This is a genomic window from Streptomyces sp. NBC_00028 (assembly GCF_045041065.1).
In the GTDB taxonomy this organism is placed as follows: Bacteria; Actinomycetota; Actinomycetes; order Streptomycetales; family Streptomycetaceae; genus Streptomyces.
The window spans coordinates 1,448,354-1,461,236 of record NZ_CP108293.1 but is presented as its reverse complement, the minus strand read 5'-3'; the positions used below and the strand labels follow the sequence as shown (position 1 = coordinate 1,461,236).

At 73.0% G+C, this 12,883-nt stretch carries 10 protein-coding genes; 4 read left to right on the top strand and 6 right to left on the bottom strand.

From position 1 onward, the window contains the following. Nucleotides 1–89: 89 nt before the first annotated feature. Nucleotides 90–1,340, bottom strand: a complete 1,251-nt coding sequence (locus tag OG885_RS06365) for an MFS transporter (RefSeq protein WP_405727340.1) — start codon at nt 1,338–1,340, stop codon at nt 90–92. Nucleotides 1,341–1,559: 219 nt separating this feature from the next. Here OG885_RS06365 and OG885_RS06360 point away from each other — a divergent pair, with 219 nt between their 5' ends. Continuing rightward, a complete protein-coding gene (locus tag OG885_RS06360; RefSeq protein ID WP_405742603.1) occupies nt 1,560–2,372 on the top strand; it encodes a class I SAM-dependent methyltransferase in 813 nt (270 codons plus the stop codon). 537 nt (nt 2,373–2,909) lie between these two features. Here OG885_RS06360 and OG885_RS06355 read toward each other — a convergent pair. The 5 genes from OG885_RS06355 to OG885_RS06335 all read right to left on the bottom strand — a co-directional run bounded on the left by OG885_RS06355 (nt 2,910) and on the right by OG885_RS06335 (nt 9,059). Further along, nucleotides 2,910–3,917 (bottom strand): DUF4232 domain-containing protein, encoded by a 1,008-nt coding sequence (locus tag OG885_RS06355; protein WP_405727337.1) that lies wholly within the window; start codon nt 3,915–3,917, stop codon nt 2,910–2,912. A gap of 93 nt (nt 3,918–4,010) precedes the next feature. Continuing rightward, nucleotides 4,011–5,174 carry an oxygenase MpaB family protein gene (locus OG885_RS06350; RefSeq protein WP_405727334.1) on the bottom strand — a complete coding sequence of 388 codons (1,164 nt, stop codon included), beginning with the start codon at nt 5,172–5,174 and terminating at the stop codon, nt 4,011–4,013. Nucleotides 5,175–5,226: 52 nt separating this feature from the next. Then, a complete protein-coding gene (locus tag OG885_RS06345) occupies nt 5,227–6,279 on the bottom strand; it encodes a polyprenyl synthetase family protein (RefSeq protein WP_405727331.1) in 1,053 nt (350 codons plus the stop codon). Further along, nucleotides 6,272–6,550 carry a polyprenyl synthetase gene (locus OG885_RS06340; protein ID WP_405727328.1) on the bottom strand — a complete coding sequence of 93 codons (279 nt, stop codon included), beginning with the start codon at nt 6,548–6,550 and terminating at the stop codon, nt 6,272–6,274. The genes OG885_RS06345 and OG885_RS06340 overlap by 8 nt, the downstream gene beginning before the upstream one ends. 541 nt (nt 6,551–7,091) lie before the next feature. Continuing rightward, on the bottom strand, nt 7,092–9,059 hold the full coding sequence (locus OG885_RS06335) for a helix-turn-helix domain-containing protein (RefSeq protein WP_405727325.1): 1,968 nt from the start codon (nt 9,057–9,059) through the stop codon (nt 7,092–7,094). A 137-nt stretch (nt 9,060–9,196) separates the two neighbouring features. Here OG885_RS06335 and OG885_RS06330 point away from each other — a divergent pair, with 137 nt between their 5' ends. From OG885_RS06330 to OG885_RS06320, 3 genes are read left to right on the top strand one after another with little or no spacing between them, the layout of a single operon-like run. Further along, complete coding sequence (locus OG885_RS06330; protein ID WP_405727322.1) at nt 9,197–10,963, top strand: FAD-dependent oxidoreductase; 1,767 nt, start codon at nt 9,197–9,199, stop codon at nt 10,961–10,963. Then, nucleotides 10,956–11,816 (top strand): intradiol ring-cleavage dioxygenase, encoded by an 861-nt coding sequence (locus OG885_RS06325; protein ID WP_405727319.1) that lies wholly within the window; start codon nt 10,956–10,958, stop codon nt 11,814–11,816. The genes OG885_RS06330 and OG885_RS06325 overlap by 8 nt, the downstream gene beginning before the upstream one ends. Continuing rightward, nucleotides 11,813–12,871 (top strand): maleylacetate reductase, encoded by a 1,059-nt coding sequence (locus tag OG885_RS06320; RefSeq protein ID WP_405727316.1) that lies wholly within the window; start codon nt 11,813–11,815, stop codon nt 12,869–12,871. The genes OG885_RS06325 and OG885_RS06320 overlap by 4 nt, the downstream gene beginning before the upstream one ends. Nucleotides 12,872–12,883 lie beyond the last annotated feature (12 nt).

Below are 12,883 nucleotides of genomic sequence, written 5' to 3'. Positions count from 1 at the left end.
GCTGCGGGCTGCGGGCTGAGGGCTGCGGGCTGCGGGTTGTGGGTTGGCGGTTGGCGGTTGGAGTGCGGGCCGTGGCTGGGGCGGTGGGGTCAGCGCTCTGCCGCGCCCCGGGTGACGAACGCGATGGCGGCCGCCGTCGCGGCCAGCGCGGCCACGCTGGTGAGGGCGGCGGGCAGGGAGAACCAGTCGGCCATGAACCCGATCGCGGGCGGGCCGAGGAGCATGCCGCCATAGCCGAGGGTGGAGGCGATGGCGACTCCGTCGGGTCCGGCGAGGGTGCCGGCGCGTTCGATGGCGACAGGGAAGAGGTTGGCGAGTCCGAGCCCGGTGATCGCGAAGCCGAGCAGGGCGACCCACAGGGCGGGAGCGAGGGCGCCGAGAAGCATGCCGAGGGCGGCGGTCGTCCCGCCGGCCACCAGGGTGCGGGTCTGGCCGAGCCGTTCGAGCAGGCGCGTGCCGGTCAGCCGGCCGACCGTCATGGCGAGCGCGAAGCAGGAGTACCCGGCGGCGGCCACGCCCGGCGTGGTGTGCAGGTCCTGTTCGAGGTGCAGTGCGCTCCAGTCGGCGAGTGCGCCCTCGCCGTAGGCGGTGCACAGGGCGATGAGGCCGAAGGTGATGACGAGGGCGAGGGTGCGCTCTCTGGGTCGTCCGGGTCGTCCGGGTCGTCCGGGTCGCCCAGGTGGTCCGGGCCGCTCGGGTTGACCGGGCCGCTCGGGTTGACCGGGTTGGTCGGGTCGAGCCGTCGTCCGTGTCGCGGTGTCCGGCGGTATCGGTGGGGGGATGCGCAGGAGGGTGCGGCCGGTCGGCAGGGTGACGAGCAGTCCGAACAGGGCGAGGCCGACCAGGTGTTGCGTGGCGGACAGCGCTCCGGCCAGCAGCGCGCCGAGGCCGGCACCGGTCATGCCGCCGAGGCTGAAGGCGGCGTGGAAGCTGGGCATGATCGGGCGTCGCAGGGTGCGCACCAGATCGACGGCGGCGCTGTTGAAGGCGACGTTGATGCCGCCGTACGCGCTGCCGAAGATCAGCAGTACGGCGCCCAGGGTGAGTGCCGAGTGGGTGAGTGGGGGGAGGGTGACGCTGAGGCAGAGCAGGATGGCGCAGGCGACGGTGACCTGGTGGTTGCCGTAGCGGCGGCAGAGTCGGCCGGTGAGCGTCATGGTGACGACGGCGCCGGCGGAGACGCCGAGGAGGGCGAGGCCGAGGGTGGTGGCGGAGGCGTTCGTCTGTTCCTTGATCGCGGGGATGCGGACGACCCAGCCGGCGAAGAGGAAGCCGTCGAGGGCGAAGAAGACGGTGAGGGCGACGCGGAGACGGGTGAGGTCGGTACGGGTGTCGGGCACGGCGGTGTGCTGACGGGGTTTGTTTATTTGCGGCACAAAATCAGGGTAGGGGTGCGCTCGGTTGTGGGCAAGGGTGTTCGGGTGAGCGGGGTGAGCACTGTACGGGGGCGGGCGGCTTGGTGGCGCTGGATGGCAGGAACGCCCGGCGGGCCGCTTCTTGTATCGGCCATCTAGGCTGGCTCGGTGACTGATGCGCGGGAGTGGGTGCGGCCGTCGGGGGTGTGGGCCACTGCGGTGGGGGTGGCCCGGGTGCGGGCGTTGGAGTCCGAGCGGGAGGACGCGTTGTTCCGTGACCCGCTGGCGCGGGCGTTCGCCGCCGCGGGTGGCCTGTGGCCCTCCTCTCCGCCGCCCGGTGATGAGGCCGCGCGACGCCGTCGGCTGGCCGTGTCGTTCTCCATCGTCATCAGGACGAGGTTTCTCGATGACCTTTTGCGGCAGGCCGCGGCGTCCGGGGTCCGGCAGGTCGTACTGCTCGGCGCCGGTATGGACAGCCGGGCCTTCCGGATGGAATGGCCGCAGGGCACGAGGCTGTTCGAGGTCGACACCGCCGTCCCGCTGGATTTCAAGGCGGCGGTGCTGCGCCAGGAGCGGGCCGTCGCGCGTTGCGAGCGGATCCCGGTCGCGGTGGATCTGCGGGAGGACTGGCCGGGTGCGCTGGCCGCCGCGGGGCACGACCCGGCGGCGCCGACCGTGTGGATCGCCGAAGGGCTGCTGATCTACCTGCCCGAGGACGCGGTGGACTTGCTGCTGGCCCGGATCAGCGCGCGGTCGGCGGTGGGCAGTCGGATGGGGTTGACCCTGGGCTCGCGAGGGGTGCTCGAACGCTTCGGTGCGGACGCCGCGCCGGGATCAGCGGCGTCTCTGTGGGTCTCGGAGATGCCGGACGACCCGGTGGCCTGGCTGGCCGGGCACGGCTGGGAGGCCGACAGCCACACCCTGCGCGAGCGCGCCGCCGCCTATGGTCGTCCGATCAGCAGCCCGCCGCGGCGGGATGAGGGGCCTGGTGGACTGATCGCGGCGGTCCGTCGGTAGGGCGAGGTGTGACGGTCGCGGTGTGCCGGGCGGGGTAGCCGGTTGGGTTGAGCGGGCTTCGAGGGCCGCCGTGTGTCGGGTCCGCCGAGAGCGTCGGCTTCGCCGTCATCGGGGCTTGGAGGTGTGCCGGTAGGGGTGGCTTCGTCATGGCCGGTGGCTTGGAGGTGTGCCGGTAGGGGTGGCTTCGTCATGGCCGGTGGCTTGGAGGTGTGCCGGTAGGGCTGGCTTCGCCATGGCCCGTGGCTCGGACGTCTGCCGGCTGGCTGGCTTCGCCATCGCCCGTGGCTTGGAGGTCTGCCCGTACGCCCGGCTTCGGTGTCTCGGTGGCTTGGGCGGGTGGGCTGTTGGTGGGCCGGGGCTTGCCGGCTTTGGGTCGGGAGTCCGTCGGCGGAGCCGCTTCCCTGTCGCCCACGCCTCGGCGGTCCGCCGGTGGCGCGGGCTCGTCGTCGGGGCCATGCGTCCTCCCGGAGTTGCGGCGGCTCGGCCGGGTGGGGTGTGCGGCCTGCGGGAATGTGAGCGCGGTGGTGGTCGGGGGCGTTACGGGCGGGCGGTCGAGGCGGCCGATGGGCGGTACGTTTCGTCCTTGCGCCAGTGGCCTACGCCTAGCTTTCCGGTCGTGCCGAGGTCGAGTTCCGGGACGACCATCATGGGGGCGGCTCCGGGCCTCGCCCAGACGCGGAGGTACGGCGCGTTCACCGGGTCCCCCGCCTGGGTGGTGTTGCGCCAGGCCAGACCGGCCACCGCGGCCTCACTGGGTTGGAGGACGACCGGTCGCGGGCTCTCGTCCTCCTCGATGCCGGTGCCGATCTGATCGGTGCCCTGGAGGATGCGTATGCCGCTCACGGTGTCGTGGTCCTCGTCCTGGATTTCGAGCTTGGGGTAGCCGTCGAGCTTGTAGGGACGGGTGCCGCAGTTGACCAGGTGCAGGCCGACGACGCGCAGCCCCATCGCCGCGTCGCCCTGGTCCGCGTAGAGGTGCGTGCCCGACTTCGGGCAGGTGCCTCCGGTGGACGATGCCTCGGCCGCGGGGACGCTGCGCAGCTTCGTCACCTGAACGCCCGTCACCTCGGGTGCGTTCCCGACTGACTGCCCCATGACGACGGTGCCCTTGACGGTACGACCCGGCGCGACCGCCGCGACGGTCCGCTCCCCGTTGTCGACCGCGCCGCCGGACGCCGCGAGGAACCCGAGGGTGAGGGTGTAAGTGGCGGTTTCCTTCTGCTGGTTGGTCAGCTCGAAGTCCGCGCTGTACTCGACCCCCGCGCAGCCGCTCTCGGGGCCCCAGGCGTACAGCGCGGTGATTTTGACACCGTCCTCGTCCGTGGCGCCGAGGGAGGGCAGGGGTAGTTCGGTCGGCCTGCCGGAGGGGCGGGCGGTGGGTGCCTGGGACGGTCGGCTGCCGTACCGCATCTCGTCCGACGGGCACAGTGCCTCGGCCCGAACCCGGCCGTCGCCGCCGCCCGGTGAGGCGTCCTGGGTGCCACAGGCGGCGAGCAGCAGAGTGGCCGCGAGGACGGCGGGAGCGGTGCGGTGGGGGATCGGCATCCGCCCACCTCACCAGGGGCCGCGCTCAAGGGCTGTGGCGGAACCCACACCTCCGGTCACAGCGGTGTCACAGATGACGCCGTGCCCCAGGGGTCACGAGACCGTGGCCGCCGGTGGCGTCCATCGGCGGGTCCGGCGGATCGTGTCGGAGACGCCGTAGTCCTTCTTCAGGTGTTCGGGGATGGCGTAGTGCATGACGCGTCCGCGGGTGAGGGACGACAGTTCGAGGACGGTGGTGAGGTGGCCCAGGCGGTCCAGGGCCCAGGCTCCGAGCGGGGAGCGGTCCTCGATGGTCTCCAGTACGCCGAGCAGGTGGGGTACGGCCTTGACGACGGTGTCCCACGGGGTGCGCGGCACGTCGAGCCAGTCGGCGCAGGTGTCGCCGACCAGGTGGCGGATCAGGGCGGAGACGATCGGGTCGAAGAAGGTGCCGGGCACGATCTCCTCGTACAGATCGATGAGTTGGCGGGTCAGGTGGGCGCCCTCGGTGGACGGCCCCATGTGCCGGATCATGTACAGGTCGAGGAACTGGCGGGCCTCGTCGAGGGTCTTGGGGACCGCGTCCTGGTCGACGCCCAGCATGGCTCCCACGACCCGCCAGGCGTAGTAATACGCCTCCGCGCCCTCCTGCGACATGTGGATGCCGAGGCGGTGCAGGCTGTCCAGGACGAGCAGCGAGAAGAACATCTGCCCGCCGATCATGTCCTCCTGACAGATCGGCACCCCCAACGCACCGGTGTCCCAGCGGTTCTCGCGTGTGAGGTGATGGCGGATGGAGGCGTGCAGCAGACGTACCTTCTGGGCGGCCGGGATGAAACGGCTGCCCGCCTCGAAGGCGTCGGGCTGCATCAGGTGGACGGTGAACTGGCCGGTCTCCGCCATCCGTTTGGCCGGGTACTTCAGTCCGTGGGTGGCCGACAGCAGCTTCGCCACGTGCGGGACGACGTAACAGGCGGGCATGGAGGCGAAGGAGAGCGCGGTGGAGATGTGCACGTTGTTGTCGATGAAGAACAGCCGGGCCTTCTCCATCTCCGCCCAGTCCACCCAGGCCGGCGGGACGCGGGTGGCCTCCAGGTACTCCCGTGCCACCTCGGGCAGTCCGTCCGGCAGGGGCGCGCCGGCCGTGGAGACGTAGCGCATCAGGGAGTTGAACGTGCCCACCTGGCCGCGCTCGAAGAGCGTGGCGACGGTGGCGTCGGCGAGTTCGTCACCGGCCTGCCGCAGGAGGTCCAGTGATGCCTCGGTGGGGGACGTCATGGCGGGGCTCCTCGTCTTTTGCGGGGTCGCGCGTGGGGGGGCGGGGGTCGGTTCAGGACGGGCGGTCCGTCGCCGAACGCGCCAGCGCGGTCAGGGCGTTCGCCGCGGGCGCGGGCAGTGTCAGCTCGTCCAGCGCGCCGAGCGCCTCCTCGACCCGGGCGCCGATCATGTCCTCGATGCGGTCGGGTGTCCTCAGGGCGCGCATCACCCCGCGGACGGTGTCCAGGGCGTCCTCGTCGAGGGCGGGCCGGCCCAGCAGGGCGCTCAGCCGCTCGCGGTCGTCGGCCCCGGCCAGCCGCCAGGTCTCCGCGAGCAGGGCTGTGGGCCGATGGCCCGCCACGTCGTCGGCGTTGGCCTTGCCGGTGTGCGACGGGTCCCCGAACAGACCGAGCAGATCGTCCCGGAGCTGGAACGCCTCGCCCAGCGGCAGCCCGTACGACGAGTAGCCCTCGCGCAGCCGGGAGCCGGCCCCGGCCAGGGCGCCGCCGATCAACAGGGGCTGTTCGACCGTGTACTTGGCGGTCTTGTAGCGGATCACCTTCAACGACACGGCGGTGTCCGGGCCGGTCCCGGTCCGGAGGATCTCCAGACACTCGCCCGCGATCAGCTCGCGGGCCATCACCGACCACAGCGGGCGGGCCCGGGCCAGATACGCGGCCGGCAGACCGCTGGTGGCGAACAGCTCCCCGGCCAGCGCCATCAGCAGATCGCCGACCAGCATCGCCAGAGACCTCGCCGCCGCCGTGCCGCCCGGGCGGTGCCGTACGGCCTCGCACAGGGCGACCTGCGCCGTGGGGCGTCCGTGCCGCAGCGGACTGTCGTCGATGAGGTCGTCGTGGACGACCGCGGCGGCGTGCACCAACTCCATCGACGCCGCCGCCCGTACCAGCGCGTCGTTGTCCGGCTGCCCGACCGCGCGCCAGCCCCAGTAACAGAAGGCCGCGCGCAGCCGTTTGCCCTGCGCGACCGACTCCTCCAGCTGTTCCGCGACGGGGGAGAGCAAGGGATCGATCGCGGCGAAACGGTCGGCCTCCTCGGCGACGAACCGGCCGAGCACCTCGTCCACGCGGACCTTGAACGCGGCCGGTTCCCACCGGTCAGCCATCGACGGCGCTCCTGCGCGCCAGGGCGTGCCGGGCGAGGATCTCCAGGTGTGCGGGTGGCACGGCCGCATACCGGTCCAGGGCGAGGCGGCCCCGTGCGACGAGGTCCTGCTCGGCCTGCGTCGCGAGCTCCGTGGCGTCCGAGCGGCGCAACAGCCCCCGCACCGTGCCCACGGCCGACCCCAGTGTGCTCACCGCGAGGTCGGCCAACCCGGCCGCCAGCAGTAACGCCTGCTCGTTCAGGCCTTCGTGGCGGCCCACTTCTCGTGTCATCTCGTCCCCACCCGCAGCACGTCAGGCGGCGCCGGTCATGCGCCGTCCCTCCGAGCATCGCCGCGTCGCCGGTGCCGGTTCCGGAGAACTCACGATCGGGTGATCATCTCGCTCGACCGTACGGATCATCGCCGCGGCCCACCCGTGAAAGCCGCGGCCCGCCCGTGAAAGCCGCGGTCCACCCGCGAAGCCGCGGCCCGCCCGCGAAGCCGCGGCCCGCCGGCGGAAGCCGTGGCCGCCCGCAGAAGCCGCGGCCCGCCCGCTGTAGTCGCGGCTCACCTGCGGAAGCCGCAGCCCTCTCGACGTAGCCGTGGCCCCGCCCGCCGAAGGGTGCAACCCGCCCGATGTAGCCGCGGTCCGTCCGCCGTAGTCGCAACCGACCCGACGTAGCCACACCCCGCCCGCCGAAGCCACACCCCGCCCGCCGAAGCCACACCCCGCCCGCCGAAGCCGCGCCCCACCCGCCGAAGCCGCGCCCCTCTCGCCCTAGCCGCAACCCACCTGCCCAAGGCGCGCACTGATGCAGCGGGCGGCCGGGCGGTCAACCCCGGTACCCCCGCAGCTTTCGGTACAGCGTCGCGCGGGCGATGCCCAGGGACGCCGCCGCGCGGGCCTTGTTGCCGCCGTGGAGGCGGAGGGCGTCCAGGATGGCGGACCGCTCGGCGCGTTCCATGGGCGTGAGTGGCCGGGGCGCGGGGCCCTCGCGTACGAGGTCGGGCAGTTCGGACCGGCGGACCGGGCCGGTCGTGCGTCGATGGTCCGCCAACGTGCGTACGAGGTGGGCGAGTTCGGTGACGTTGCCGGGCCAGGGGTGCCGTTCCAGGGCGCGCAGCGCGTCCAGGGCCCAGGTCAGCGGAGGGCGTCCAAGTGTGGGGCCCGGGGTCACGGCGGTGAGCAACTCCCGGATGTCCTCGGGGCGTTCGCGGAGCGCGGGCAGGGTGACCGAGCGGGCCGCGAGGGTGTCCAGGAGGCGTTGGAGGCATGGCCCCGGTGGGGCTCCGGGGGTGTAGGTGACGAGGAGCGGGACGTCCGGGCGCGTGGCCAGGAGTGAGTTGAGGGCGGCCGTGTCGGGCGCGGCGAGCCGTTCGACGTGCCGGACGATGAGGGGGCGTCCGGTGCGCAACGCGTCGGTATGGGTGCCGAGTTGTGTCTCCGCCGCGTCCATGAGCAGCGGCCTGTCGGTGAGTTCCCGGGCCAGCGCGCTCTTGCCGGTCCCGCGCTCGCCGATCAGCAGCAGGGGTTCGCCGGAAGCGGCCAGCTCCAGGGCTCGGCTGACCGCGTGCCGCCACGGCACCGAACTCCCGGCCAGGCCCACGTCACGCCTTCTCGGCGTGGCCTCTGCGACCGGATGCCCCGACGACTCCAGCACCGCGACCGCGCCGACGACGGAACCCATGTGGATGACGGGGGTGAGACGCGCGGTCCCGCCTGTGCCGTCTGGGAGGGTGAGGGCCGGCAGGCCGGTGACGGTTCCGCCGCCCGCGCTCGCGCCCCCGCCGCCGATCTCGCCTCCGCCGACCCCGCCGACCCCGCCGGCCTTGCCTCCGCCGCCGATCTCGCCTCCGCCGACCCCGCCGGCCTTGCCCCCGCCGTCGATCTCGCCTCCGCCTCGGCCGACCCCGCCGACCTTGCCCCTGCCGCCGACCTCGCCTCCACCTCTGCCGACTTCGCCTCCGCCACCCCCGCCCGCCCCACCCCTCGGCTGCGCAGCCCCCCGCATCAGCGCGACCACCCTCCGCTCCAGTTCCTCCAGCCCCTCCGGCGACAGCAGGCGCCCGGCCGCCTCGCTCACGAGCCGGTTGCGGCCGTCGAGGGCGACGACCGGGCGCCCCTGCTCGCCCGCCGTACGCAAGTACGCGTCCAGCAGCACGCGTTCGGCGGTCCGGGAGCGGGCGAGGAGCTCGGTCTCGACGGCGGTCGCCACGGCCTCGGCGAGCGGAGCGGCGGGATGCGGCCCGCACCCGGCGGCCCCGGTGACGCATCCGGCGCACAGCCCCGAGGTCACCGTCACCGTGCCGAGCGGCTGTCCGGTCTCCGGTGCCCGCACCGGCACGCTGACCGCAGAGACGTCCTGCCATCGGTCGAGGTAGTGCTCGGGCCCGTGCACCTCGGCCCGTCGGCGCGTGTGCAGGGCGAGGGCCGCGCTGTTGTGGCCGACCCGTTCCTCGGAGAGGTCCCGGCAGAGGTGGTCCGGCGCGAACCCGGTCGCCCACAGCACCCGCAGCCGGGCGTCGGTGAGCACCAGGGACGCCTCCGCCGTGACGAGCGACTCGGTGATCCGGTCGAGCACCGGGCGGGCCGCGGCGAGCAGGGCGGACTCGGTGGCCGCGGGCTCGGGCGCGTCCGGGGCGGGGGGAGGTACGTCGTGTCGTACGCCGAGGAACCGGGCACGCTTCCACGCGGCGAGGACGTCGTCCGGCACCCCGTCCGGCGGTTGCCGGCCGCGCAGGAACAGCTCGCGGGCGCGGCGCAGTGACGTGAGGGCGGTGGGGCGCTCTGCGGTGGTCATGGCGGCACCCACCCTACGGGGAACGGTTGAACGCGAAACAACCACCCGTCTGTCTCGTATTGAGACACCCGTGTTCCGGCCGCTCCCTTCATGATCTTGAAGAGCCGGTGCCTGTTCTCATTCCCTGGAGCGTCCCCGTGTCCCGCGTCCCCACCGCCGAGCCCGATGTCGTGACCGACGTACTCATCGTCGGCAGCGGCCCCGCGGGCGCCTCCGCCGCGCTCGCCCTCAGCACCTACGGCGTACCCAACATCGTCGTCACCAGGTACGCGAGCCTCGCCGACACGCCCCGCGCGCACATCACCAACCAGCGCACCATGGAAGTGCTGCGCGACCTCGGCGTCGAGGACGAGGTCGTCGCGAAGGCGACCCCGCAGCACCTGATGGGCAACACGACGTTCTGTACCAGCCTGGCCGGCGACGAGCTGGGCCGGATCCGCTCCTGGGGCAACGACCCCCTCGTGCAGGCCGCCCACGAACTCGCCAGCCCCACCCGCATGTGCGACCTGCCCCAGCACCTCATGGAACCGGTGCTCATGGACGCGGCCGTCGCACGCGGCACGCGGCTGCGCTTCTCCACCGTCTACCAGTCCTTCGTCCAGGACGACGACGGCGTGACGGTCACCGTCGAGGACCGGCTGCGCGGCGACACGTACACCATCCGCGCCAAGTACCTCATCGGCGCCGACGGCGGCCGCAGCCAGGTCGCCGAGGACGCCGGGCTGCCCATGGGCGGCCAGATGGGCGTGGCCGGCAGCATCAACATCGTCTTCGACGCGGACCTGAGCAAGTACACCGCCCACCGCCCCTCCACCCTCTACTGGGTGCTCGCCCCCGGCGCCACCGTCGGCGGCATCGGCGCGGGCCTGGTGCGCTGCGTCCGGCCCTGGAACGAGTGGCTGATCGTGTGGGGGTACGACGTCAGCGCCGGCGCCCCCGACCTGACCACCGAGTACGCCGAGTCGATCGTCCGCCAACTCGTCGGCGACGACGACATCCCGGTGACCGTCAAGTCGTCCTCGGCCTGGACCGTCAACGAGATGTACGCCGAGACCTACTCCAACGGCCGTGTCTTCTGCGCCGGCGACGCCACCCACCGGCACCCGCCGTCCAACGGCCTCGGCTCCAACACCTCCGTCCAGGACTCCTACAACCTGGCCTGGAAGCTCAAGCTCGTCCTCGACGACACCGCCGCGCCGTCACTGCTCGACACCTACACCGCCGAACGCGCCCCGATCGGCCGCCAGATCGTCACCCGCGCCAACAAGTCCATCGGCGAGACCGCCCCGATCTTCGAGGCGCTCGACGGCCTCTCCCCGCAGACCCCCGAGCAGCTGTGGGCCAACATCGCCGCCCGCAAGGACACGGGGGAGGCCGCGGAGAAGCAGCGTGCCAGGCTCCGGGAGGCCATCGCCTTCAAGGCCTACGAGTTCAACGCCCACGGCGTCGACCTCAACCAGCGCTACACCTCCGCCGCCATCGTCCCCGACGGCACCGACGACCCCGGCTTCGACCGCGACCCCGAGCTGTACCACCAGCCCTCCTCCCGCCCCGGCGCCAAGCTTCCGCACGCCTGGATCACCCGCGGCACCCGCACGCTCTCCACCCTCGACACCGTCGGACAGGGCCGCTTCACCCTCCTCACCGGGATCGGCGGCACAGCGTGGGTGCGCGCGGCCGGCGCCCAGGAGCTGGAGATCGCCACCGTCGTCATCGGTCCGGGGCAGGAGTACGAGGACCCGTACGGCGACTGGGCGCGGCTGAGCGAGGTGGCCGACGCCGGCGCGCTCCTCGTACGCCCCGACGGTCATGTCGCGTTCCGGCACGCGACGGCGCCGGACTCCGCGGCGGACGCCGAGCGCAGGCTCACCGAGGCGGTACGGAGGATTCTCGGACATGCCTGACACCACCGGGAACCTCACGGAAGCCGTCGTCGACAGCCTCGGCACCACGACCGACCCCCGTCTGCGCGAGCTGCTCACCGCCCTCACCCGCCACCTCCACGCCTTCGCCCGCGAGACGGGGCTCACGACGGCGGAGTGGGAGCGGGCGATCGCCTTCCTCACGGCAACCGGGCAGCACTGCACCGACACCCGGCAGGAGTTCGTCCTCCTCTCGGATGTGCTCGGCCTCTCGATGCTCGTCGAGACGATCGGCGGCGACTCCGGCGGACCCGCGACCGAGTCGACCGTGCTCGGCCCCTTCCACATGACGCAGTCGCCGGTCCGTGCCCTCGGTGCCGACCTCGACCTGGTCGACGGCGGCGAGCCGTGCGTGGTCAGCGGGCGCGTGCTGGCCACCGGCGGCACACCCCTGCCCGGCGCCGTGCTCGACGTGTGGCAGGCGAACGCCGAGGGGTTCTACGACGTCCAGCAGCCGGACGTGCAGCCGCCGGGCAACGGGCGGGGGCTGTTCACGACCGACACGCAGGGCCGGTTCTGGTTCCGCACCTGTGTGCCGAGCCCGTACCCGATCCCCACGGACGGCCCGGTGGGCGAACTCCTGCACGCCACCGGCAGGCACCCCTACCGCCCCGCCCACATCCACTTCATCGCCTCGGCCGACGGACACACCCCGGTCACCACGCACATCTTCGTCGCGGGCGACAAGTACCTGGACTCCGACGCGGTGTTCGCGGTCAAGGAGAGCCTCGTCCAGGAGTTCACGGAGACCGACGACCCGTCCCTGGCCCGGGAGTTCGGTGTCCCGAACCCCTTCCGGCACGCGCGCTTCGACCTCGTACTCCAGCCGTCATGAGGGAGTTCACCCACGAGGCCCGGCCCATGCGCGTCGTCCTGCGCGCCGGTGCCTCCGTCACCGCCGTCCCGGACGAGGTCGAACGGCTGGGCCTGCGCCGGGTGTTGGTGGTGAGCGGGCCACGGGGCGCCGCCACGGCGCGCACGGTGGCGGACGCGCTGGGAGACGCCTGCGTCGGAGTGCACGCCGAGGCGCGGATGCATGTGCCGGCCGAGGTCGCGGACCGGGCCGTCGAGGTGGTCCACGCGGCGGACGCCGACGGCTGTGTCGCCGTCGGGGGAGGTTCCGCGATCGGCCTCGGCAAGGTGATCGCGCTGAGCACCGGACTGCCCCTGACAGCGGTCCCGTCCACCTACTCCGGCTCCGAGATGACGCCCGTCTGGGGCCTCACCGAGGACGGCGTCAAACGCACCGGACGCGACCCGTCGGTCCTGCCGCGCAGTGTCGTCTACGACCCCGAGCTCACCCGCTCCCTGCCGGTCGCCCTCACCGTGACCAGCGGCGTCAACGCGGTGGCGCACGCGGCCGAGGCCCTGTACGCACCGGACGCCTCGCCGCTGGTGGCCCTCACCGCCGAGGAGGGCGTACGGGCGATGGTGGACGCCCTGCCCGAACTCGCCGCGTCTCCCGTGGACTTGGCGGCACGCGGCCGTGCCCTGTACGGCGCCTGGCTCTGCGGTGCCGCGCTCGGCGCGACCACCATGGGCCTGCACCACAAGCTCTGCCATGTCCTCGGCGGCACCTTCGGCCTGCCGCACGCCGAGACCCACACCGTGCTCCTGCCGTACGTCCTCGCCCACAACGCCCCCGCGGCGCCCGCGGCGATGACCTCCCTCGGCCGGGCCCTGGACACCGACGACGCCCCGCTCGCCCTGCGCGAGCTCGCCGTCGGCCTCGGCGCACCCCGCACGCTGGCCGAACTCGGCCTGGCGAGAGCCGACTTGACGGTGGCCGCCCGGGCGGCGGCCGAGCAGGCGTACCCCAATCCGCGGAAGGTCACCGCGGAGGGCGTGCTCGACCTGCTCAGAGCCGCGTACCACGGCGTCCGGCCCTGACCCGTACGCGAC

Excerpts from the sequence above, each read along its gene's own strand:
- OG885_RS06355 (WP_405727337.1), bottom strand. The coding sequence starts at position 3,917 with ATGCCGATCCCCCACCGCACCGCTCCCGCCGTCCTCGCGGCCACTCTG.
- OG885_RS06350 (WP_405727334.1), bottom strand. The coding sequence starts at position 5,174 with ATGACGTCCCCCACCGAGGCATCACTGGACCTCCTGCGGCAGGCCGGT.
- OG885_RS06345 (WP_405727331.1), bottom strand. The coding sequence starts at position 6,279 with ATGGCTGACCGGTGGGAACCGGCCGCGTTCAAGGTCCGCGTGGACGAG.
- OG885_RS06340 (WP_405727328.1), bottom strand. The coding sequence starts at position 6,550 with ATGACACGAGAAGTGGGCCGCCACGAAGGCCTGAACGAGCAGGCGTTA.
- OG885_RS06335 (WP_405727325.1), bottom strand. The coding sequence starts at position 9,059 with ATGACCACCGCAGAGCGCCCCACCGCCCTCACGTCACTGCGCCGCGCC.
- OG885_RS06325 (WP_405727319.1), top strand. The coding sequence starts at position 10,956 with ATGCCTGACACCACCGGGAACCTCACGGAAGCCGTCGTCGACAGCCTC.
- OG885_RS06320 (WP_405727316.1), top strand. The coding sequence starts at position 11,813 with ATGAGGGAGTTCACCCACGAGGCCCGGCCCATGCGCGTCGTCCTGCGC.